We start from the raw sequence: 23,448 nt of genomic DNA, 5'->3' as shown, positions 1-23,448 counted from the left end.
AAATTTATAAAAATGAGCGTTGGTGCAACATATACAGAGGTGGTGTTTTTGAACACTACGGCAACGATTTCAGAATTGCTGATTGCGGCGCTTGCCGATAAAGCAGACGGGTTTGAAGAAGGAGATACCCTGTTGAAGGCGTTCTTTGGTGAAGGCCGGATTACCCGGGATGAACTTGATGCGGTTTGCAGTCCGTTACAGATCGGTTACGAGATCAGCAAGCTGGAGTCGCAGAACTGGAACGCGCTTTGGGAATCTAATTTTGAACCCGTAGTGGTCGGCGATTTTGTGGCGGTACGGGCCTCTTTTCACCCGTCTTTCGAAAACGTGGAGCAGGAAATTGTGATCAATCCCAAAATGAGTTTCGGCACCGGACACCATGCTACCACCTGGCTGATGATGCAGCAAATGCGCGGCATTTCCTTTGGCGGCAAGCGGGTGTTTGACTTTGGCACGGGTACGGGTATACTGGCGATCCTGGCCCAAAAACTGGGTGCTGCTGCGGTTCTGGCAACCGATATTGATGAATGGAGCATCGAAAATGCCCGGGAGAATTTTGAGATCAACCATTGTACCGGAATCCGGTTACGGCAGTCCGGTTCAGCAGTGCAAAGTGAAAATTTTGACGTGATTCTTGCTAATATTAATAAAAATGTGCTCATGGAAACCATACCTCAATTAAAGCTGCAACTGGTTGCCGGAGGCCTTTTGCTTTTAAGTGGTTTACTGGAAGCGGATGAACCCGGAATTGTGGAACGGGCCGTGGAAGCTGGGTTGGTGCTTGATGGTAAGTTTCTGAAAGACAAATGGTTATGTCTCAGGTTTCATGTGTAAAATTTTATAACAATGTTAAATATTTATTAAGTGCCGGTTAGCTTTTTATCGCTATTTTTGTATTTCACTTAGCTGGATATACATGAATTATGTACTACTCTTTTTATTAGCGTATTGTTTAGGCAGTATTCCTACTGCGGTTTGGGTGAGTAAAGGTTTTTTTGGAATCGATATCCGGGATTATGGCAGTGGTAATGCCGGGGCCACTAATACCTTCAGGGTACTGGGACCTCGGTGGGGCTCTTTTGTGATGATCTGTGATTCCCTGAAAGGATTTCTGGCGGTAAAACTGGCCCTGTTTCTTCCTCAGTTTGCAGATAATGATATTGCTTTTTTAAACATTCAGCTCATCTTTGGAATTGCGGCGGTATTGGGGCATATATTCCCCGTATGGGCTAATTTCCGTGGGGGGAAAGGAGTGGCAACTTTATTTGGCCTGGTTATCGGTATCAGTCCCTGGACGGCCTTGGCATGCTCCGGTATTTTTTTGCTGGTCTTGTATCTCACACGTTTTGTATCCCTGAGCTCCATACTGGCCAGCCTGGCGTTTCCGGTTTTTATATTGGTTATCTTTAATGTAGACAATCATTTTTACCGGGTATTTGCTGTGGCTGTGGCATTGCTGGTGATCCTCACACATCAGAAAAACATCGGGCGTATTCTCAAAGGTGCCGAAAATAAAGTGCCGATCTTTAAAAACAGAGACCGCCGCAGACAGCGCAACCAATAGCCGGCAGGGCCCGGTACAGCGGTCAGCAAATAGCCATCAGCTGTCGCCAAAACTGAAAACCAGACACTGAAAGCTAATAGCTAAAGGCTGATTGCTTCTTTTTTTTGGTACAAAGATTGTTTATTTGCAAATTAAAATCCTTCACTATGATCAAGAACTTGTTCATCTTTATCGCTGCAGCAGCAGTAGGAGCAGGATGTTCTACCAATGCCATTACCGGGCGTAGCCAGATGAAGTTATTGCCGGAATCGGAGTTGCAGCAGATGGCGGTATCTGAATACCAAACCTTTCTTTCTTCCAATAAAGTAGTGGCCAGTTCCAGCAACCGGGATGCAGAAATGGTAAACCGGGTAGGACAACGGATCATTAACGCTGTAACCGCATTTTACCGGCAGAACAACCTGAGCGGTGACCTGAGCGGTTATAAATGGGAAACCAAACTGGTTCAGAGCAACGAAGCCAATGCCTGGTGCATGCCGGGAGGGAAAATTGTGGTGTATACCGGGTTATTACCGATCACTCAAAACGAGGCAGCGTTGGCTAATGTAATGGGACATGAAGTAAGCCATGCATTATTCGGACATACCAATGAGCGGATGAGCCAGACCGTTGCAGCACAATATGGTACCAATATCCTGGATGCGTTTATGGCTAATAAAACATCCAGTGGAATGCGGCAGTTATTTGGTACAGCGGTTGGATTGGGCTCACAGGTTGGTATTCTGGCATTTTCCCGTAAGCAGGAGCTGGAGGCCGACCACTATGGAATGATCTGGGCTGCGATGGCAGGCTATAACCCCCAGGAAGCCATCGGTCTCTGGCAGCGGATGCAGGCCCAGGCGCAGGGTAGCCGGCCTCCTGAATTCTTAAGTACGCACCCCGGGCCCGAGCGTAGAATTGAACAACTGCAAAAGTTTATGCCGGAAGCTATGAAATATTACCGTCCGGTAGGTAAATAAGCAACATGTATTTGAATAGATAAAGCCCTTACTTTCATCAAAGTAGGGGTTTTGTCTGTAAAAGCTTGTCTAAAACTTGAATTTTTCGTACTTTTGCACTTTAATTAGATGAATCTTGTTTGCTAATTGAGTATTTAAGTCAGATTTTTTTAATAAACCCCTTCAAGTTCTTATGACTCAAACAGTGTTCGAAAAATTACAGTACGCGGAAGAAAAAAATCTCTTAATTCAAGGACTCCCCTCATCCATCGAAAAACAATTCAGTAAATTATCCTTTGCCAAGAACATGACCCCTTTGTTGAAATCAAGGAAGCTTGATTTTGCGTTGGTGTTTGCGGTAAACGAAAATCAGCTGAATGGAATTTTGAATGAAGTAATGCCTTGTTTAAAGGAGAATACAAAATTTTGGGTGGCGCACCCGAAATCTACTTCCAAGATCGTAACCGATCTGAACAGAGAGCGTAGCTGGTGCCAACTTACCGACAAGGGTTATGCAGGAATGGATAGTGTGGAGCTGGATCATGTGTGGACCGCGACCCGATTTGAAAAATGTTGTGAAACGGAGCGCGACAGCAGCGCCCGTGCGAAAGGTAAAAGAAGGGCAGAATTGGTTTAAGTTAATGGTAATTAAAAAATGGGTAAGACCTCATTCTGTTATTCCAGAATGAGGTCTTGTCTTTTAAGAGCAGACCAACAGTATTCAGAAGGGCCCATTTTTTTCAGAATTGAGAGCGTCGTTCATTTTCTGTTATGAAAAAACACCGGGTTGGCTTGTTTCGGGGAGATCGGTTGCTCCTTAAAATCCTTTCCGTCAATCATAGTACCGGACTAGCCTCCGGGGCCGGTCCTGACAAAAGCCGGTGATAAATGCACCGCTTGTATTGCAGGAAAAGAGCTGCCGGTTATATATGCGGCCTGGAACTATGAACAAGTCTCCGGTTCTGCGCGGCCGGCATCGCTTCCTGGGGTCTTGCTTTAAAAGTATAAAACAGGGTTTTGATGGAATACATGCATTCCCCTGATTGCAGTCATTGGTTCCCGTTATGGCAGAGTATATCTTGCAGGGGAATTATTGTAGGTAACAAAGTGCCATTTTATCCCGTCCGGTTTTGGCAAAAAATAATGCACAGTCAACGCCGGATGTTATCTGCCGGTATTCAGTTAAAAGCAGAGCCTGGAGTCATTGCATAAAAGACTACGTAATAAACCAGTAGGGAATGGATAACGTAAAAAGAGCGGTATTAAAATACTAAAGGGCTATCCTATGCCGGGGCGGTAATTCCTTACTGCTTCTTTTATCTGTTGGCAGGCGCGGCCAGGATTAAGGTCCAGTAGGTCCCGGCGCGGGCAGCGCCGATTTCAGTTACATTCCGGCTCATCATATTCCTGCAATGCTGGGGGCTTTGCAACCAGCTTTGAATGACCTCGGTATTGCTTTGTTGTCCCATAGCAATATTTTCGGCAACATAGCTCCACGGGTATCCCGAAGCTGAAACCCTTTTTTCCGGCATCATTCCATTGCGTCCGCGATGCGTGAGCTGGCCGCTGCGCTGCATATAATTACTGTGTGCTTCGGCAGCAGTTTCCAGCTTATTATTCCAGCTTAAAGGCGGTGCTGCCGGGTATCTACGGCCGCCGCAATTACATCCTTTCGCGCGAACAGCGTTGATCTGTTGTAAAAGGCTCCTGCCGACAGGACTCTTATTATCTCCTGCAAACCGGGGTTGTTTTGAAGAAGAACAAGCCATCACTGCAACACACAGGATCAGCGCAAAGGATGCGATACGGTTCATACGTTCGATACGGTTTTCAGGAATAAAAGTCAAACTTTATGCCACAGAATTATCTTTAAAGGCCGGCAGCGCTTATCTGGCAAGCTATGGAACCGGAATAGAAGCCTGCCAGACGGCCTTAAACCACTGGAGATCCTCTTTTGCCTTTAGCTCCATCAGCAATACCCCGTTTGCGCCCCGGCTGCCATAAAGCGCTGTAGCTGTAGTACCGGTTATTTGCGTGATACGCGTAAAGGCTGTTTCCCGGATTAAGGCGGCAAGGGCTGGGGCCGTGGCAGCTGGTAGTGATTCGCAGGAATCCCGCCGGAGCGGATAGTCGTCGATCAAGACAAGGGGTGTGGGAATGTGCCGGTCGTTGCTGTACAGGGCCTGCTGTTGTTGTTGTGGAAGCTGTGCTTGCCGGGTTACGGTCTGGAGGCCAACATTACAGGCTGGCCGGGGTACCACAGTTTGCGTATCGGAAAGCAACCGGGCTGCGATCATTGCCCGCTGACCGGTTACCGGTTGCCGGGATAGCTGTTTCATCCATAGGTTGTGCTGTTGATAAGTCGTGATCTGATGACCGGGCTGCGCGAATAATAGGTGCATCATGCAGCCCAGAAGTAGCAACAGGAAACTGTTTTCATTGCGTTTTATGCTAATATGCCAGCAAGGGAGCGATTACACAACATGCTGTATTATCCGCAGCATTTATAGTTTACGCATTCCGCTTAAGACTCTGGTTGCAATTGTGACCGGCTGCCTGCTATTTCACAGGTTATAAGACAGAAACAAGAAGATCTGCTCAGTTCATGCCTGGAGGATTACACTTTTTCCTGGTTCCGTGGTTGGCCGGGATTCCGGCGTACCAGCCGGTTTCCTTTTATCAGCAGCTTCAGCGTTTGCCGCTTCAATGAAATGTGTACCTGTTTCTGCTCACTGGCGTTCCGTACATGCTGGTAAGCAGTCATGATATTTTTGTAATTGATGCTGCCGATTACTACCTGGTCCTTGTTCGTTACAGGTAGCAGATCCACATTAAACCGGAGCATGATTTCCACCGCTGTTTTCAGAGACCCGTTTTCCCGTACCCATACCGATTTGCGTTTGATAAGGGTATCTACACGGGCGGTTGGATCCTGATGCTCGCTCTGCAAACTGGAAGAACTGACCACACCTCTGAGTTGATGATCGCTGCCGGCAATAATAAAATAGCTGGCGCGGGCATCCGGGTGCTGATCGAGCCAGCGCCTGACATCGGCGATCTGGTTATCATTATTGATAAGCAGGGCCTCGTTGCTCATGACATCTTTTACCTGGTATTGTTCCAGCACATCCGGCGTATAGTTCACCGGGGTGCGTACACCTCGGCGCGCAATTTTTTCAGTCATGATGGTATGCTCCATCAGGTAAAAAGAAATGAAATAGGCCAGCGCACAGGCTGCCAACAATGCCAGCAGCGCATGTACCTGTCCCGTGGTTTCAAGCGCAAAAAGGATTGAAGTCAGCAGGGCCCGGGATGCTCCGGCAAACATGGCCGACATACCAATAAGTGCTGCAAGAGAAACCGAAACATCCAGTTGCGGAAAAAAATAGTGCAATGCCATACCGGTAAGGGCTCCTGCGGCCCCTCCGATGGTAAGTAGCGGAGCCAGGGTGCCACCCGAAGTGCCACTGGATAAAGCGATGGCCCAGGATAGAAATTTAAAGAGAAACAGCAGCGCGATCATCTTAAGGGGGGGACTACCGGATAATACGTCGGTAATGTTGTTGTAACCCACACCTAGTGTATTGGGATAAAAATAGCCGATGATGCCTACCGCCAATCCGCCAATAGCCGGCCACCACATCCAGTGTATCGGCAGGCGTTCAAAGAGCGCTTCGAGTCCGTATACGGCCTTGGTAACCACTACAGCAAGCAAACCGATCAGGACTCCTTCGATGCTGTATAGGAATAACGCCGGATTTGAAGGCGTGGCGATGGTTTGTGTGATGGCAAATACAGGTTCACTGCTAAACAGGAAGTGATGCCCGGCTGCTCCGGTGATGCAGGCCAGGGCTACCGGCAAAATGGAAGCAGCAGAAAATTCAAACAGCAGGAGCTCGATCGCCAGGAAAATAGCGGCAATAGGGCTTCCGAAGATGGCCGACATACCCGCGGTAGCACCGGCAGCCAGCAATACCTTCCGTTCCTGGTGCGATATTTTGAGCAGCTGTCCCAGCGTGGAACCCAATGCACCGCCGGTGGCAATGATCGGGCCTTCTGCGCCAAAGGGCCCCCCTGTTCCAATGGCAATAGCAGCGGAAAGCGGCTTTAAATAAGTGATGGTGGGTTTTATTTTACTGTTGTTGGTAAGGATCTGTTCCATGGCCTCGGGAATTCCATGCCCTCTGATGGCCCGGGAACCATACAGTGCCATAAAGCCAACCATGATGCCGCCGATCACAGGTATGACCATTACCCACATGCCCAGGTGATGCTCGCCGGGAGAGGCATCGGCCGCTGAAAATGTACCAAAGAAAGCCAAATTGGTTACCAGGTTGATCAGGCTGATCAGGAGTTTTGCTACCAGGCTTACCAATGCACCGATGCCGATGGCCAGCAGGGAAATGAATACGAGCCGGATCTTTTTTGAGGAGGGCCGTTGCTCCATTTGTTCGGAGGCCAGGGTGGATTGAAGCGAAGTTGAAATCGGAATGCTCATAAATGTTTATTCTAAAAAGAAGCTGCAAAAATATGATTTAAATCACATTTTTTCTGTAAAAGAAGAAAGAATTCCTTTAATCTGGAGGAAGAACATTGATTCTCAAAACAATTCTTAACAGTATTTTTTTATTTTTGAAAACAGCAATGAAAGAAAAGCAGGAAGTCTCATCCGATGATAATATTTTATACCGCCACTGCATGCCCGAATGGCGCACAACGGTGGATGCCAACCGGCAACTGCTCGTCGTAAAAAAAGGTCAGCCCGTTTTTTCAGAAAAGGAGATAGTAAAAGGCGTGTTCTTTATCCGGAAGGGAAAAGTAAAAATTCACCAACGCTGGGGCAATGAAAAAGAACTCATCATCCGGTTTGCAAAAAACGGGGATATGATTGGTTACCGGGGGCTGGGAAAAGGAAAGGTGTACCCGGTATCGGCTACAGCGCTTGAAGATACGGAACTGATGTATCTGGATATCCCGTTCTTTGAAGCTACCCTGCAGGTTAATCCCCGGCTAACGTACGCGCTGATGGATTTTTATGCAAATGAGCTAGAAGCCACAGAAAAACGGGTGCGCAATATGGCGCATATGGAGGTGAAAGGGAGGATTGCTGAGGCCATCCTCATGCTGCACGAGCGCTTTGGTGTAAATGATGCAGGGTATATTGATATCAAACTCACCCGGCAGGATATGGCCTCCTTTGTTGGTACTACCTATGAAACCATTTCCCGTACAATTAGCGAACTGGAAGCCGAAAAACTGATCCGTACCAGCGGTAAAAATATTGCCCTTCTGAAGGAGAAGCAGCTGATGAAACTGGCAGAGTCGAATATGAAATAGCCTTTTCCGGTTGCCGGGTCGGGCTTTGAGACGGTCCTGGCGGAAAGGCTGGTGCTCCATGATTTTCAGGGGGCATCAATAATTGCTGCTGGTGCAGCGATGGTTAAAAAATGATGCGTGGTTTTAAAAATGTGATTTATATCATATTTTTGTATCATGGAAACAAAAAATTACAATGGCCATATTTATAAACCGCTGATGGCCGGTTTATTTGCAGGCTACATTGCCACCGTTTTTAACCTGGTATATGATGTGCTTTTCCGGGAGCAGACAGCGTTTCCCCTGCACGATCTGATCAATGTGTCCACCATCATCTTTGCCACGCTTTTTGCGTTACCCCTGGCCGGTGTGGCATTTGCGTTTATTGATCGGTATTTCAGGAACGGAACCCCGATTTATGTGTCGCTGTCCGCGGTATTTACATTGCTCTGTGTTTATGGCGTGCTCCAGGTGCATCGTTCGCCAGATCCGGTGGTGACCACCGAGTTTCACGAACTGTTGCTCGGCCTGACGATCATTTCGGGCATTTTTGCAACCGTGGCAGTGCCTTGGCTGGTAAAGCACCAAGATATTTATATGTAGAGAAGCGTGATCGGCGGTCAGCTTTTAGCTTTCAGATAACCCGTGTGGTTTGGAATTTTGGCTCCTGATTTTTGACTCTTGAGTCCTTTAGAAATTTTATCCGCCGGGCGGACATGAAGCCCTGTTATTTGCAGAAGTCAACTGCCGTGTCTTTGCTTCTTTGCGTCGTTGCATGAAATAAGAACCACGAAGACGGGAGACACAAAGACCCACGAAGAATGTTAACCTTTGTGCATCTTAGAGTCTTCATACCTTTGTGGCAACAGCTAAACCGCTGCGTCTTTGCTCCATTGCGTGAAACAAAATTGCCTGTGATTAATAATGCGCAAAATCCACTTCGTAGTTGCCCTTTATCCGTTCCATGGGCGGGTTATAATACCCGTATTTCAGGTGCGGGAATTCTTCTTTGATCAGTTCCATCAGTTGTTTTACCCCCATGAACTCGCCGGTCTCACTAACCCCGATCTTGCCCAGGTACCAGTCGGGATCAATGTTGAAGTTGCGCCATTGGATCATCTTCAATCCTGTATCCCGGATCAGTTTCCGCAAGGCCTCGTATTCGGCAACACTGTCCGTCATGCCGGGGAACACAAAATAGTTGATAGAGGTCCAGCCACCAAAGCCATTTACTATTTTCAGGCTTTCTACAATATCCTCAAACTGGTAATTATTAGGACGGTAATACGGCATATAGATCTCGCTTCGGGCACTGTTGGTACTTACCCGGATTGAGTTTAACCCCGCTTCGCAAAGACGTTTTACCGCATCGGGACGTGACCCGTTGGTATTGATGTTGATACTCCCTTTTGAAGTATGCTTGCGGATCTCGATGATTGCTTTTTCCAGTGTTTCCCACATTAGCAGCGGTTCGCCTTCGCAGCCCTGGCCGAAACTGATCAGCGGATATGGCGCGGTTTCAAGATGCGGCACCGTAAATTCCACAATCTCTTCCACGGAGGGTTTAAACTGCAGACGGTCCTGGGTAGACACGATGGTTTCCTCATCGGGTTGAAGCGAAATGCAACCTACACAATTGGCATTGCAGGCTGGTGATGCAGGCACGGGGCATTCCCAGCGGCCGATAAAATAGTTTCTTGCAGCAGGACAATGATAGGTGAGCGCACAATTGTTCGCCAGGTGATGAACCAGCCGGTTGTGCGGGTAGGCTTTTGTGAGTTGTGCTACGCCCAGTTTTACTTTGTCTGCATCAAAACCGGCACATTCCTGGCGGATGTCCTGTTCGATACGGATGGCGGGAACATAGAATTTGTCGTTCTGCCAGGATACGGCGGTGTAGCAAAACAGCGGCAGGGTAGGCGCCTCTGGCTTGGTTTCGTAAGCGGCAATATAAAAGCCTGTATGCGCCGGCGGGATAAAGGCGGCCACGGCCCAGCCTTTATCACAAAGTCGTAATTCACCGGTTATGACATCAATGCCAATCCCTATCCGTTCAGGCAACTCATAAAGCGAGCCGCCGTCCGGCAACTCGATCCAGTCTTCTACTGGTACGGGCAAGGCATCCCACCCGCTGCGCCCAACAGCGTAGAGACTGGTATCTTCAAAAATATTTCCGTTGCCATCAGAGTACAACAGGTACGGGGAGGATGTTAATGCCATTATTTTAATACTAAACGCTAAATTCTAAATTTCGAAAGATTAAAAAAACAAAGATCAAAAGACAAAATTCAAGCAGAACCGGATCATCTGAAAGCTAAAAGCTAATCGCTGATAACTGTTAGTTAACAGCTTTGCACAGCCAGCTGCTTCCTGCAAAATTCGTTAAATATTTCTTCAGAAACGATCTGATCCGCATCTTTTATAAAATGCTGGTATATTTTATTATTCTTAAGGTCGATGGTAAGAATGCCGGCTTTAAGAACCAGGTTGCTGACCTCGCTCCAGGCGATTTTTTTAACGGGAAAGGAAGGGTAACGGATTTCCTCCGCTGTTATTGTTATGACCAGCTGCCTGCGTGCTACCAGATAAAGAAACCACAAGAGCACGTTGATCGCAAATCCCCATCCCAGCGCATACTGATACCATCGGAAACCCAGGATGAGGAGAACGATACCCAGTGATTGTAGGGTATTTCTTTTTCTTAAGAAGTAAATATCACGAAGGATGAACAGTACAAAAAGCAGCACACACACAAGCACGCTGACCTTTAAATTAGGACTATTGCGCTGATAATCCATCAACAACTGTCCCAGGATATTAAAAAAAATAATGCCATAGGCAAAAACCTGGTAGATCAGTACCCGGGCATTCGGGATCTCAAAACGGTACTCCCGGCCGGCATCGGTTACGGTGGCTGCGGGTTTGTGATCTGGTGCCGGATGACTCAATAGCTGGATAATTTTATTCCGCGAAGGGGTTATTGATTGCTATCTGCAAGCAGGTTGCATAATTTGTAAAGCGCTCTTGCTCCCACGTTTGCATTCCAGTCTGTTTCCCCGGTGCCGACTTCCACCAGATCGAACCCGATCAGCTGGCGGCCGCTTTCCACGATCTTCTTAAAGAGGAAGAAAACGCGGTCCAGTTCAAATCCGCCGGGCACAGGAGTGCCGGTATCGGGACATAATTTGGGGTCGAGCCCGTCTATATCAAAACTGATATGTACTTTCTGCGGCAGCTTGCCTACAATCTCTTCAGCGATATTCTTAAATGTATCCCCATCAAACTGACGCTCTTTTATTTCCTGGTCAAAATAGGTAATGACCCTGTATTCACTGTTTTTTATATATTCCCACTCGTCCTGTCCAAGGTCACGAACGCCTACCTGCACGATGTTTTTGATCTGCGGAATTTCATTCAGGGCATTGTACATAATGCTGGCATGGGAGTAAACAAACCCTTCATAGGCTTTCCGCAGATCACAGTGGGCATCGATCTGAAGAATCCCGAATTCACCGTGTTTTTCTGCCAGTGCCTTAAACAATCCCAGGGGAGTACTATGGTCGCCTCCCAGCAGTCCTACCAGTTTATTGTCATTCAGCAATACCCTGGCCTGGTCATACACCCAGTTATTCAAATAAACACCGCCTTCGTTTACTTCTTTGATGGTGCGGCACATAAACTGGTTCTTGCCCAGTTCTTCACCCTTGGAGATATAGTCAATATAGAGTTCGGCTTCTTTGCGCAGGAAATCACTTTTCAGGAGCACCGTCCGATCGGTTGGTTGCAGATAATACCCTCTTTTCCAGGCATTGGGATAATCGGGATCATACAGATCAACCTGCAGGCTGGCTTTCAGGATGGATTCCGGCGCCCGGGCCGTTCCGGCACCGTAGCTTACGGTTACTTCCCAGGGAACGTTGATAATGATCAGGTCGGCGTTTTCTTCGGTACTGGGCAGCCCAAAAATGTTGTTGTTCGGGTTGGCTACACAGTTCTGATCGAAATTTGTTATGTCCAACATTATTGTCTCCTTTTTTTGGAAGGCGCAAAGTTATGCGCTTTTTATCGCATCCGGCAACAATTAACGTTTGTTATATCCTGAGGTTTGAGTATGGAGAGCCGGGAAATGAGACCTTTACAGGCATATCAATTTGGATATCTCATATCTGAAATCTCAAACCTCAATTCCGCCTTCTATTTCAGCTTGTCTTTGAATACTTTACGAAATTTATCCACTTTTGGCCGGATAACCATGGTGCAATAGGGATTTTTATTTTCGTTATTGTTAAAATACGACTGATGGTAGTCCTCTGCCGGGTAAAATACGGTAAAGGGTTTTATTTCCGTTACAATCGGGTTGTCAAAAGCCCCGCTTTTGTCCAGTTCCTGCTTGTAATGTTCCGCTTTTGCTTTCTGGTCGGCATTATGATAATAAATCCCGCTGCGGTATTGTGTGCCTACATCCCCGCCCTGCCGGTTCAGTGTGGTAGGATCATGGGTTTTCCAGAAGATCTCCAGCAGCTCGTCAAAAGAAACAACCGAAGGGTCATAAACGATCTGTAAAGCCTCGGCATGTCCTGTATTGCCGGTACATACTTCCTTATAGGTAGGATTTTTTGTATGCCCGTCTGTATAGCCGCTGGTAACCGAGGATACACCTTTTACATCCTGAAAAATCGCTTCTGTGCACCAGAAGCATCCGTTGGCGAAAGTGGCTGTGTCTGTTTGTTGACTCATTGTAGAAGATTTTGCTGCCGGCCCTGCAAAAACCACGGGCTCCTTTTTTTTCTGTGCACAGGCTGTTGCCGCCAGCGCGATCAATATTAATATGGGAATAACAGTTTTCAATGTATTACTGACTGTAAATTACAGATTCGAACGTTAATTTACAACTTAATAACAAGCGTTGGCGGCAGAAAGTTTAATATGTTGCGCGACCGGAGCCGTGCAGAGCACTTTTTTAGAATTTGGAGTTTTGCATTTGCTATTTAGTATTTAGTGTTTCCTCTCGTATCTTTGCAGGCTTGAAAATTTGTAGCGCACGTTTATGAAATTATACCCGGAATCGGCATATATACAATTAGAGTTTGATAAGATCAGAGAATTGCTGGCAAAGCACTGTGAAACGGATTATGCGCAACGTAAGGCCGAACAGCTGCGCATCCATACGCATAAACGGTTTATTGACGAAGAGCTGAAGCAGTCGCATGAGTTTAAGCAGTTGCTACAGAACGCCGTTTATTTCCCCAATGATTATATTTTAAACCTGGCCAGGGAGCTGAAGCTGCTTTCCATTGCCGGCGCCTTGCTTACAGGAGAACAATTGCTGCAGATCCGGAAGCTGGCGGAGAGTATTGAAAAAATCTTCCGCTGGTTTGATGCGGAACGGAAGCTGGCATATGAAAGCCTGTACCGGGTGATAAAAGATACTTATTATGAAAAAGCCATTATCAGCCTGATCGATGAGGTCGTAGATGAAATTGGGCAGGTGAAGGACAGTGCCTCGCCGGCTCTGAAGGAAATCCGGCTGAGCCTCTATCGCAAGCGTACCGAGTTGCGGCGCATCTTTGACAAGATTGTTTCAAAACTCAACAAGCAGGGGTACCTGGCGGAGATTGAAGAAAGTTTTATGAACGGACGCCGCGTGATTGCGGTATTTGCAGAACAGAAGCGGGCGGTAAAAGGAATTCTTCATGGCGAGAGCGATAGTCGTAAAACGGCGTTTATTGAGCCGGAAGAAACCATGCACCTGAACAATGAAGTGGCCGACCTGGAGCATGAAGAGCGCAAGGAGGTAGACCGTATCCTGCGGCAGCTTACCGCTACATTGTCAACCTATGCCTCTTTACTTCAAACCTGGCATACGGTGCTTGGTGAATATGATTTTATACGTGCCAAGGCCAAATTTGCCGGGGATATTAATGGAGAATTTCCAGTAGTTGCCGATAAGGCCCAGGTACACCTGGTAAATGCGTACCACCCGCTGTTATATTTATACAACAAACGCTCCGGCAAACCCACTTTTCCGGTGTCCATTACCCTGGATGAAAACCAGCGGATACTGGTGGTAAGCGGCCCGAACGCAGGCGGAAAAACCGTTACGATGAAAACGGTGGGATTGTTGCAGATGATGGTGCAAAGCGGTTTACTGGTTCCGGTACATCCCAACAGCGAGTTTGGGGTGTTTAAACAATTGATGATCCACATCGGTGATACGCAGAGCCTGGAGTTTGAGCTCAGTACCTACAGCAGCCATCTCATCCATATGAAATATTTTATGGAGCATGCCAATGGTAAAACCCTGTTCTTTATCGATGAGCTGGGTAGCGGTAGTGACCCCAACCTTGGCGGAGCTTTTGCAGAAGTAATCCTGCTGGAATTGCTGAAAAAGCATTCCTATGGAATTGTAACCACCCATTACCTGAATCTGAAAGTGATGGCAGGGAAAACACATGGCATTGTGAACGGGGCCATGGCCTTTGACGAAAAGAACCTGTTACCCATGTTCCAGCTGGTGGTAGGGCGTCCGGGAAGCTCTTATACGTTTTCGATTGCAGAGCGGATCGGGCTGGATAAGCGCCTGATCAACCAGGCAAGGCAAATGGTGGATGATGATCAGTACCGGCTGGATAAACTACTGAATAAAACAGAGCAGAACCTGCGCGACCTGACGAAGAAAGACAAGGAACTTGAACGGCTGATCAAAGAAAATGAGCGGCTGAAAAAGGAAATGGAGCGGGTGATGGATAAAGAAAAACACCGGCAACAGATGAGCGTACTGCGGGAGCAGAATAAGATATCTGAAGAACGGATCACCTATCTGAAAGATATGGAGCGCAAGCTCAAGCAGATCACCATTGAATGGAAGAAGGAGGAGGATAAACAAAAACTCATTAAGCAGATCAACAACCTGCTCTTCAATAAGCAGGAAAAGAAAGCGGTGGGAAAGATTCAGAAAAAAATCGAATCCAAATACCAGGAAGTGGGCGGGGATATAAAAGTAGGGGACACGGTAAAGATGAAGCGGAACCACCAGGTGGGAGAAGTGCTGGAGATCAAGAGTAAACGCGCGGTGGTAAAAATTGGCTTATTGCCTATGCAGGTTGAACTGGCAGACCTGGTAGTGGTGAAAGAAAAAGAAACAGCGGAAAAGCCATAGTTTACTGCAGCGCTTTACGTAGTGGCGGTGCGGATAATACAAAAATTAAGATATGCATACCCACACATTACTTCGGCAACTGCAGATCCGGTACCCGGTGATACAGGCACCGATGCTGGGAGTGTCAACCCCGGAAATGGCCGCGGCTGCATCCAATGCAGGCGGACTGGGATCGCTTGCGGTAGGTGGTCTTTCACCGGATGCTGTTGCAACCTTGCTGGACCAGACGCGGGCGCTAACTTCAAAACCCTTTGCCGTTAACCTGTTTGTGCACAATGTCCCGGAGCTGGATGCTGCAACTCCGGAGCCTATGCAGCAGCTGATACAACGCTTGGCGGCTGAACGCGGATATATATTGACCGATGCTGATCTCCGGCTGCCCCGTCTGTATACGTATAAAGACCAGCTGGATGTACTGGTTAAGGAAGACGTGCGCCTGGTGAGCTTTACTTTCGGGTGCCCGGACGATGACAGTATCCGGTTGCTGAAGACTCATAACCTATTGCTGACCGGTACGGCTACCAGTTTGAAAGAAGCCGCCTGGTTACAGGATAAAGGTATCGATATGGTAGTGGCACAGGGTATTGAGGCCGGCGGGCATCGGGGCAGTTTTTTGCACCTGGGCGATGATCTTCCGCAACAATCGCTGGAAGCTTTATTACAGGACATGAAGACCGACATACATATTCCCGTGATCGCTGCTGGCGGAATACGGGACGTGGCAGGAGCAAAAAAGATGATTGATCTGGGGGCCGCCGCCGTTCAGTTAGGAACGCTTTTTATTCCTACAAGGGAAAGCCAGGCCATTCCCGGATATAAACAATTGCTGAGCGGGAAAACGGAAATGCGGTCCGTGTTAACGACTGCCTTTTCCGGGCGGTGGGCAAGAGGGTTGTCCAATGCTTTTATCAGGGCGATCGAAACCTCAGGTATACCCGTGCTTCCCTACCCATATCAGAATGCCTTAACAACTGCGCTTCGTAAAAAGGCCCAGGCGCAGAATGATCCGGAGTTTACCAGTCTGTGGGCCGGAACGGAATTGCCGCTTACTACGGTTGCAGATATGTCTGCAACAATTGTAACGCAGTTTGGCAGGGCGTTAGCCGATGAGTCCTAACCACTAGAGAATTTTAACCGTCTTTTTATGCAGGTTCAAACCACATGGAAATTCAGTGCTGCCCCGGACCGGTTGTGGCCGTTGTTGTTTCATTCAAAAATGAAGGATCAAAGGCCCTGTTATTTTCGTTTGGGGCTTCCCAAGCCCATTGAATGCCGGCTGGTGGATGAGCGCGGAGGTGTGGGTGCTACCCGGGAGTGCATTTCCGACAAGGGTGTGATCCGGCAAACCATCCTGGAATGGATGCCGGAGGAAAAACTTCGGTTTGAGATGCGTGAAACCAACATCTATTTTGGCCCTTGTGTGGACACTATCGTGGAAACCTTTGTTCTGAATCCTGTGAATGTGACAACAACCCGGATGACGCGTACCACTGAATTTAAATTGAAACCCGGAGCCCGCCGCTGGGGTGCGCTGCCTATGTGGATCGGTCTGAAAAGTATTCACCGGTATGTATTCTATAACTGGGAACATATCCTGAAATCCGGCCTCCGGGAAGCATAATACCGCGGATGCTTCGGGCGTCAAGGCTATCAGCCGTTCCTGTTCAGGCTCATTTTTTTCAATGACTTTTAAAATTGATAGGAAATGATCTTCGGGTCCTGCACCAGCCGGGCAACCAACTGGTCGTGGTTTTTAAGCGGGCCCCTGACCTGCCAGGTTCGCGAAAATCCTTCCGGCCTTTTTTGTTCATTCAATAACAAGATTTTTAAATGGTTTTCGCGGAACCAGGCAATACAACTATCAAGATCCGCAATGGTTGCTGTTGCAATTTTATATTCCCGGATCTTATGACGGTTGTCGATGAATTTCTGAACCGGCATCAGCAGCTTCAGAATGACAATAACGATGACGGTACCCACCAGGGCAAGATAAATATACCCGGCGCCTACACTCATCCCCAGGGAAGCCGTAGCCCAAATAGTAGTGGCAGTGGTAATGCCCTCGATTTTAGTGCGGTCTTTGAAAATAACGCCGGCCCCCAGGAAGCCAATACCGGTAATGATATTTGCAGCAAGCCGGTCGGGGTTGTTAATTCCTATCCGGATGGATAAGATCGTAAAAATACAGGAACCGAAGGATACCAGGATAAAGGTTCTTAAACCCGCTGACTTGTTTTTATATTCTCTTTCAGCGCCGATGATCATACCGATCAGTATGGAAACGCAGATCATAATCAGTTGGGTAGCGATGGCTTCCAGGTCGAACCCGTTTATAACAGCTTCAATCATGTGTTGAAGTTACAAATTTTATCCTACCTGAAGGCAAACAAAAAGACTAAGCCCGGTATGATTGCATGCTCCTGAATTGCTCTTCGGAAATAAACCTGTTACCTGCAGTATTAAGCACATTGGCTTTATAAATCAGTGCCGGCTGCAGGAAGCGTTCAGGGTTTAATGTTTAAAGATTCCGTCACTTGAAACCTGAACACTGCCCGTATGAATCTGTTAGCGGCTGGTTAAACCCAGGATATCTCTCCGCCATTGCGGTGTAAAGGCCGCATCCCAGCCATATGTTTCAAAATCTTTTATAAAATCGAGCGGGGTTACCCAATCATTACTGTATATGGTTTACAGATAGGCCGCTTTTTTTCCCAGGATCGCCTGCCACCAATCAGGAGTATATGCTTTTGCCCTTGGAAAAGCTTCAAATTCCTGCTTGAAGTTTTCGGGGTCCTGCCTGCTTTCGGGAAGGGCCGTGCGCAGATCATAATTCAGGTCCAATGTAAAGTCCTGGTTCTTTTCGGCCACAAGGCGGAAGCCCATCCAGGCGCCTTCTTTTGGTGCCTGCTCATACATGGCATATTTGATTTTGTTCATTAGGATAATGGTAGACTGATCGCCTTTCTGAAGAAAATACTTCAGTTTAAACGGAACTTTATTCCCGCCGGATATATAAAACCCCTTCATTCCGATCCCGGCCTTCATACACTCACCACTTAACTCCAGTTGTTCCCATTGAACATCCGGATCACTCTTTTGAAGATCGGCTAGTGAGAGCTCAATGACTTTTTTGAGCAGGTCCACCAGCGCCGGCTGCCTATAGGTTTGCGTGCGGCTGAAGGTTTCTGAAACAACGGCCTCCGTTTTGGGTATATCAGATAACCGCTCGCCGGGTTGCTGCGCCAGCTGGTCAATAGCCTCGAGATACCATTGCCAAAATGCCCGCCGTTTTTGGGGATTGCCCTCGTTTACAAAAGGATTGCCACCGGCAAAAGCTATAGAAGCATAGAAGTCGGGATTCCAGGTGTCCCAGTCAAAAGAGCCGTCATCCTGACCATCATAGTCTTCAATATCCAGGATCATTGCAGCACCGGTGGCGATACTGTAGCACAACGATACCGCACTGAGTCCGGCCATACCGGCCATGCCCGGGGTGCTTTCCATATAGTTCCGGTACTGATCCCCCAGTTTCATAAAATCGGTTGGCTCCTGATTGTAAAGAAATGCGTCGGCCCTGGTCAGCATGGCGGTCATAGATGCATTTTCCGGGAAATCCTGGTACCAGACCGGAAGTACTTTTTTGGTACATTCGAGAAAGAGTTTGTTAACGATGTCCGAATTGTTCAGACTTTTCATAACGGCCACCCGGTGCTTTAATGGAAGATGCCCCTGCGGATTTTCATTCAACGCTTCTACTGCTGCTGCTAATACTTGTTCAAGCATGTTTGCTGTTTTTATTAATCAATAGGATCCCATCCGATGTCAATGGGTTCCGTTCCACCCGGCTCAAAAATATGCGTTCCGTTTGGATCTGTGATCACTACGTCCTGTCCCAGGGCATCTGCCTGCTTCTGTGCAAATTCACGACAGTTGCTGCACATAGGCCGCGAAACCCCAACGGGGTCTCCTGGGTTATTGGTCATTACCTGTTTTTCCGCATGGCTGGCGCTGGCCTGCCCGGGTACTCCATTATCAATGCTTGCATTTTCATTGAGTGTATGATTAATGTTGTTGGAATGGTTGATGACATCCTGTGGGGGCACATCAGTAACGCCCCCCATATTGGTCCTTGTTCTTTGACTGATCCTGTCCGGAGCATAACCGCTAACCGTATTGATGCCGTCTGATGCGGTTGTTTTGCCGTTTTGACTAACGGGCAGTTTACCGGCATTATTGTTGGCTTTGTTATAGGCATCCCTGGATTCACGGATGGCCTGTTCCCGGGTCAGCGGTACTTTTTCTGCTTCATAAGCTCCGTCACCTTCCTGTTTGGCGGCTTCCGTTTTCTGCGCCTCCGGCTGTGGCTTGCCATTTTCATCTTCGGGTTTTTGGGTTTCCCCTTCCTCCGCCCTGGAGCCAGCCGGCTCTTCAGCCCCGGGTTTGCTTTTCCCTTCAAGATCCCGCAGGCCTTTACCAACCGGGCTGAACATAAGCGCAATGCCAGCAAAGTCTTGCCAGGAGCCGCCGCCGGTAAATACGTTTTTTACCGATTGCAAGGCTCCGGTTTCCATGCCGAAAAAACCGGATGTAAAGTCTCCGGCGCCTGCTGTGCCCGTATTGCCATAAGCGGCTGCCGTGCTCTGCGCACCCATAACCCCTCTCAGGGCCAGACCAAATTTACCAAAGCTCTGAATCGCATTTACCAGAAAATTATTGGGCATACTTTTGGCAAACTGCAAGGCCGCCTGACCCAGCCCGCGCACCCCGGCGCCGCCGCCCATCGCCGCCGCTCCGCCGCTAAGGGCGGCACCTCCCATTCCCACCGCGGCACCTGCCATCATACCTTCCATCAGTCCGCCAATGTAATTTGCGGCCCCAACTGAAAGCGCCTGGCTCCAGTTCTTGATCTGGGGGGCAAAAGTAATCACGCCCCCGATGGGGCAGGTCATTATATGATCGCCGGTAATAGTGCGGGTTCCCTGGGAAATAAAATTTTGTTTCCCGCCCACCCAGGTACGTTTGCCTGCCATCTTCTGTCCGCAGAGCATGGCGCCTACCACCGCTCCGATCGCGGCACCTGCAAGCCCGGCCAGTGCACCGATGGCAATCAGCGCCGCGCCTCCCGTAGCCACCGTAAGTACGCCTAAAAGGATGGCACCTACTACCAGCACGGCTGCGGCAAGGGCCATCAGGAGCATGTATTTTTTGCAGCTAAAATCCACACAGCTGCTGGTAGACTTGTCTTCTGTAGTAATATAAATATCGCCGCTCTTTTTTTTAAGTCCCAGCCTTGTTCCCTGGAAGGGCGCGGGCATATTCCCTTCACTGCAGATCCAGAAGTCTTTTTCGGTGATGATCTTATTGCCCATAGCTGCTGCGTTTTTGGAGGGTTTGCGTACGTTGATGCCATTCAACACGGATGCGGCCGCCCGGAGCAATCGATAACCGGAGTATGCGGGCGCTTCGTTTTAAAATGTCGCCGGTCGCTTTCTGCGTCAGCAGGGCAAGGGTGTAGCAACGGCCGGAACGGTTCCACTGGAAATGCCTGTTTCCAATCTGAAAGGTTTTCATCTGTTGTGTTTTTTCCTGCATGGTGAAGACAATATTTATTAAACAGGTTCGTAAAATGCCGGCTGCGCCTTTAACCGCTCCCTGTATTTTTCTTCAGACAGAAAATGATAATCCAGTTTGAGATAGAGGTTCTTTTCATCGGCGATCTCCTGTTTCTGGCGCGCTGCTTCAAGGATCTTGCCGGTCTTTTTATCCAGCAGATAATGGCTGTTGTCTGCAATTTCAGGCTCCAGTTTGTGTAATGGGAGCTGATCAGCAAACTGTGCGTACGCTTTCCTGGTAAATCCTCCGAGCGCGAAAAGCGGAGTGCCGCGGATCTCCAGTTGCAGGGTATGGCTGCCTTCTGAAATCAGGTGCCCGCCAAATTGCATCTGAAGCATCGCTGTATTAAAAAAGTTATACTGCTGCTCTCGCTTTGCGCGAAACGGAAAATAGTTGCCATAAAGATGGTTAAAATAGAGCATGAAAAATTCATTGTGCTGTATTGCCGTTACTACTTTGTCAGGGCTTTGAAACAAATTGTCGTTTAAAAGAATTACGTCTTTTATTTCCGGAGTATGTTCAATATGTTGTTGCATTTCTTCTTTAACAGTGGTCCATTTATCGAGGATAATATCCTGGTTCAATACTCTTTTTACCTGGCCCCGGTGGTCAAGGATCAGGTGCAGCTCATTATACATCCGTCCAAATACATCGCTTACCTGCTGCACTTCTTTTGTAAGGGGGTTGGTTGCTTCCAGTAACAGGTTGTCAAGCCGGATTAACTCCACTTCCAGTTCTTCAGGCATTACCCGCAGCACCCGGAAGTCCCAGCGGATCCGGGCTCGGGAATAGCTGGTGATATTCACCGCCCGCATATCGGTTTCAATGATCAATGTATACTTTTCTGAAAACGGCTCATTGATATTAATGATTCCACTCATAAGGCTGTTATTAGTTTACAAATACATCTCCGCCATCCAGCTTGGTAATCCCTTTTATATGATTATTGGGGGCGCTCATATTTAGCTGACCGGTCATGGTAGCGTGCAGGTTAGCTCCGTCGAGCGTTACTTTTCCGGAATTATCGATGATGAGCTGATGGGCTCCTACAGCGATTTTTACACTTGTTTTTCCATTGATGGTGACATTGCCCGCATTGTCCATGGTGAGCACGCTGCTGCCATTTCCTACGTCCGTTGTATGTTTTTCTCCTACATTATTGGTTTGAACAGAACCTACTTTGTTGGTTTGGTTGGTGCCCACTTTGTTGGTATGATTGGCACCCGCATTTACGGTGTAGTCGCTGTTGGTATTGGTAACGGCATTCCCGGCGCCGTCAAATTTCATATCGGCACCACCTTTATCTGTCAGGTGCACGCTGCCTTCATTATCGTTCAATACCAGTTTGTTTCCGCTGCGGCTCTGCAGGGCTTTAATGTCGTTACCGGCATTGCCAAAACTGCTATTGGCCTTGCCATGGTATACGGCGCCGATCACATAGGGTTTGGTGGCGCTGTCGCCTTCAAATCCTACAATCACTTCTTCTCCAACTTCGGGGAGCAGGAACATGCCTTTTCCGCCTCCTGCATGCGGCGTGGTTACACGGATCCAGGGCGTTCGTTCCGATCCGTTCATCCAATGGAACTTTACACGGATCCGGCCCAGGCCATTGTAATCATTATTATCGGTAACAATGGCACTCTGGGTTTCGCAAACGGGGTCTGGTTGTGCTTCAACCGGAGGCATTTTTATACTGGCAGGAACGGCGGAAAAATCATTTTCATAATTGCCCTGTGCATCCACATAGTGGTTAACCGCTGTTACCAGATAATCGCCATACCCTTCAGACTGGCTGCTGAATACATTATTGCCTTTTACCTCAATGGTACCGCCCACTGCAACACCCGGATGCCCGCTTTGGCCGTTAAAACGCACCAGCCTGCTGCTTTCCATGGCGCTGCGGATATTGAGCAGCTCGTCCTGTTGTTTCTTATTGGTAAGGAACTGGTTATTCCAGATTTTAGGCTGGGTGCTGTAAACGGTTTGCCCGGCTTTATACACCTGCTCCCCCCAGGGATTGAGCCCAGCTTTTTGTTCAACGCCATTGGGCGCGCTGGTATACACCTGGCTATTCATATAATCCCATCCCATCATTTGCATTTGCGTAGGCCGGGCCTGCAATGAAATATTAAAGCTGCTGAGGTGGCTTCCGTATACCAGGGAGGCGGTTGCGCCGGCAGCCGGCTGCCCCATCACCAGGTTCCGCCCATTCCAGAAAAGCCATTCTCCAAAAGTGCTGCAGAGCCGTTTTAAGAACTGCCAGGCGGTTTCCTTGTATTGTACCATGTAAGCCAGGGTTTCTCCGTAAGCGACCTGTATTTTGGGTTCCAGCAGGTTTTGTGGAAAAAATTTAAGCACATCCTGTGCAATGTTTTTAACCGCTTTCTTTTCCCAGCTTTTGCAATGCGGGCCGCTGTCAAGAATAATAGTTGGACTGTATCCGGTAATGATCACATCTCCGTGATGCCCGGTAAACCGCGCTGTTTCCACGCCGGTTACAACGCCATTAAATAACAGGGCGCCGGCAGTACCCACACCTGCAATCCGTGCGCCAAAAGAGGCGCCGATCATATTTTTGGAACTGTTGAAGATGCCGGCCTTCCCGTCGATGGTTTGCGCCGGACAGGTAAGTGTAAAACGATGGTGGTCAAAGATTGCCTGGTTTAAGGAAAATGCCGTGAATTGAGCAATGGGTTTCCCGTTGATGCTGAACAAGGGTTGGGTAAGCTGAGCCATAAATAAGTTTTTTGTCGGTTATGGAATGCGTGCGCAAAAGGTAAAAGAACTTTCCTGCGGGAGGGATGAAAGGGCTGCAGTTCCTCCTGCGGATGGTTTCTTATTCTATAAAACGGGTATTT

Annotated in this window: 22 protein-coding genes; 9 read left to right on the top strand and 13 right to left on the bottom strand. The window is 48.2% G+C overall.

Annotation, left to right across the window (positions count from 1 at the left end; genetic code table 11):
- Positions 1-12 precede the first annotated feature (12 nt).
- The 4 genes from prmA (at position 13) to LL912_RS10065 (ending at position 3,139) form a co-directional block, all read left to right on the top strand.
- Positions 13-834: a 50S ribosomal protein L11 methyltransferase gene (gene prmA, locus LL912_RS10080; protein ID WP_235553449.1), complete on the top strand. Its 822-nt coding sequence runs from the start codon at positions 13-15 to the stop codon at positions 832-834.
- Positions 835-916: 82 nt separating this feature from the next.
- The gene (plsY, locus tag LL912_RS10075) at positions 917-1,564 is read left to right on the top strand and encodes a glycerol-3-phosphate 1-O-acyltransferase PlsY (protein WP_235553448.1); all 648 of its coding nucleotides are present in this window, start codon (positions 917-919) and stop codon (positions 1,562-1,564) included.
- Between the two features lie 146 nt (positions 1,565-1,710).
- Complete coding sequence (locus LL912_RS10070) at positions 1,711-2,523, top strand: M48 family metallopeptidase (protein ID WP_235553447.1); 813 nt, start codon at positions 1,711-1,713, stop codon at positions 2,521-2,523.
- 172 nt (positions 2,524-2,695) lie between these two features.
- Positions 2,696-3,139, top strand: a complete 444-nt coding sequence (locus tag LL912_RS10065) for a hypothetical protein (protein ID WP_235553446.1) — start codon at positions 2,696-2,698, stop codon at positions 3,137-3,139.
- A 679-nt stretch (positions 3,140-3,818) separates the two neighbouring features.
- On the opposite strand, the gene LL912_RS10060 is transcribed toward LL912_RS10065, so the two are convergent.
- The 3 genes from LL912_RS10060 to LL912_RS10050 form a co-directional block, all read right to left on the bottom strand.
- Complete coding sequence (locus LL912_RS10060) at positions 3,819-4,316, bottom strand: CAP domain-containing protein (RefSeq protein WP_235553445.1); 498 nt, start codon at positions 4,314-4,316, stop codon at positions 3,819-3,821.
- Positions 4,317-4,400: 84 nt separating this feature from the next.
- On the bottom strand, positions 4,401-4,841 hold the full coding sequence (locus LL912_RS10055) for a hypothetical protein (protein WP_235553444.1): 441 nt from the start codon (positions 4,839-4,841) through the stop codon (positions 4,401-4,403).
- A gap of 278 nt (positions 4,842-5,119) precedes the next feature.
- Positions 5,120-7,000, bottom strand: coding sequence for a chloride channel protein (locus LL912_RS10050; protein WP_235553443.1), 1,881 nt, complete (start codon positions 6,998-7,000; stop codon positions 5,120-5,122).
- 146 nt (positions 7,001-7,146) lie between these two features.
- On the opposite strand from LL912_RS10050, the gene LL912_RS10045 reads away from it, so the two are divergent.
- Both LL912_RS10045 and LL912_RS10040 read left to right on the top strand, forming a co-directional pair.
- Positions 7,147-7,839 carry a Crp/Fnr family transcriptional regulator gene (locus tag LL912_RS10045; RefSeq protein WP_235553442.1) on the top strand — a complete coding sequence of 231 codons (693 nt, stop codon included), beginning with the start codon at positions 7,147-7,149 and terminating at the stop codon, positions 7,837-7,839.
- 156 nt (positions 7,840-7,995) lie between these two features.
- A complete protein-coding gene (locus tag LL912_RS10040; RefSeq protein WP_235553441.1) occupies positions 7,996-8,421 on the top strand; it encodes a hypothetical protein in 426 nt (141 codons plus the stop codon).
- Positions 8,422-8,736: 315 nt separating this feature from the next.
- On the opposite strand, the gene LL912_RS10035 is transcribed toward LL912_RS10040, so the two are convergent.
- The 4 genes from LL912_RS10035 to msrA form a co-directional block, all read right to left on the bottom strand.
- Positions 8,737-10,038: a radical SAM protein gene (locus LL912_RS10035; RefSeq protein WP_235553440.1), complete on the bottom strand. Its 1,302-nt coding sequence runs from the start codon at positions 10,036-10,038 to the stop codon at positions 8,737-8,739.
- Positions 10,039-10,160: 122 nt separating this feature from the next.
- Positions 10,161-10,766, bottom strand: a complete 606-nt coding sequence (locus LL912_RS10030) for a hypothetical protein (RefSeq protein WP_235553439.1) — start codon at positions 10,764-10,766, stop codon at positions 10,161-10,163.
- 29 nt (positions 10,767-10,795) lie between these two features.
- Positions 10,796-11,839: an agmatinase family protein gene (locus tag LL912_RS10025; RefSeq protein ID WP_235553438.1), complete on the bottom strand. Its 1,044-nt coding sequence runs from the start codon at positions 11,837-11,839 to the stop codon at positions 10,796-10,798.
- Positions 11,840-12,012: 173 nt separating this feature from the next.
- Positions 12,013-12,555, bottom strand: a complete 543-nt coding sequence (msrA, locus tag LL912_RS10020; protein WP_235553437.1) for a peptide-methionine (S)-S-oxide reductase MsrA — start codon at positions 12,553-12,555, stop codon at positions 12,013-12,015.
- Between the two features lie 310 nt (positions 12,556-12,865).
- On the opposite strand from msrA, the gene LL912_RS10015 reads away from it, so the two are divergent.
- The 3 genes from LL912_RS10015 to LL912_RS10005 are packed head-to-tail and all read left to right on the top strand — an operon-like array spanning position 12,866 to position 16,598.
- Positions 12,866-14,977: an endonuclease MutS2 gene (locus tag LL912_RS10015; protein WP_235553436.1), complete on the top strand. Its 2,112-nt coding sequence runs from the start codon at positions 12,866-12,868 to the stop codon at positions 14,975-14,977.
- Positions 14,978-15,029: 52 nt separating this feature from the next.
- Positions 15,030-16,094: an NAD(P)H-dependent flavin oxidoreductase gene (locus LL912_RS10010; RefSeq protein WP_235553435.1), complete on the top strand. Its 1,065-nt coding sequence runs from the start codon at positions 15,030-15,032 to the stop codon at positions 16,092-16,094.
- A gap of 27 nt (positions 16,095-16,121) precedes the next feature.
- A complete protein-coding gene (locus tag LL912_RS10005; RefSeq protein WP_235553434.1) occupies positions 16,122-16,598 on the top strand; it encodes an SRPBCC family protein in 477 nt (158 codons plus the stop codon).
- A 68-nt stretch (positions 16,599-16,666) separates the two neighbouring features.
- Here the strand turns inward: LL912_RS10005 and LL912_RS10000 are convergent, their stop codons facing one another.
- The 6 genes from LL912_RS10000 to LL912_RS09975 all read right to left on the bottom strand — a co-directional run bounded on the left by LL912_RS10000 (position 16,667) and on the right by LL912_RS09975 (position 23,326).
- A complete protein-coding gene (locus LL912_RS10000) occupies positions 16,667-17,326 on the bottom strand; it encodes an MgtC/SapB family protein (protein ID WP_235553433.1) in 660 nt (219 codons plus the stop codon).
- Positions 17,327-17,665: 339 nt separating this feature from the next.
- Positions 17,666-18,760, bottom strand: coding sequence for an Imm5 family immunity protein (locus LL912_RS09995; protein WP_235553432.1), 1,095 nt, complete (start codon positions 18,758-18,760; stop codon positions 17,666-17,668).
- 14 nt (positions 18,761-18,774) lie between these two features.
- A complete protein-coding gene (locus LL912_RS09990; protein WP_235553431.1) occupies positions 18,775-20,346 on the bottom strand; it encodes a hypothetical protein in 1,572 nt (523 codons plus the stop codon).
- The gene (locus LL912_RS09985) at positions 20,336-20,548 is read right to left on the bottom strand and encodes a hypothetical protein (RefSeq protein ID WP_235553430.1); all 213 of its coding nucleotides are present in this window, start codon (positions 20,546-20,548) and stop codon (positions 20,336-20,338) included. Before LL912_RS09985 ends, LL912_RS09990 begins: the two co-directional genes overlap by 11 nt.
- 38 nt (positions 20,549-20,586) lie before the next feature.
- On the bottom strand, positions 20,587-21,471 hold the full coding sequence (locus LL912_RS09980) for a hypothetical protein (RefSeq protein WP_235553429.1): 885 nt from the start codon (positions 21,469-21,471) through the stop codon (positions 20,587-20,589).
- A 10-nt stretch (positions 21,472-21,481) separates the two neighbouring features.
- Complete coding sequence (locus LL912_RS09975) at positions 21,482-23,326, bottom strand: type VI secretion system Vgr family protein (RefSeq protein WP_235553428.1); 1,845 nt, start codon at positions 23,324-23,326, stop codon at positions 21,482-21,484.
- Positions 23,327-23,448 lie beyond the last annotated feature (122 nt).

This window comes from Niabella agricola (assembly GCF_021538615.1).
Taxonomy (GTDB): domain Bacteria; phylum Bacteroidota; class Bacteroidia; order Chitinophagales; family Chitinophagaceae; genus Niabella; species Niabella agricola.
The sequence above is the reverse complement of the archived record's forward strand: the minus strand, read 5'-3'. Positions and strand labels throughout refer to the sequence as shown.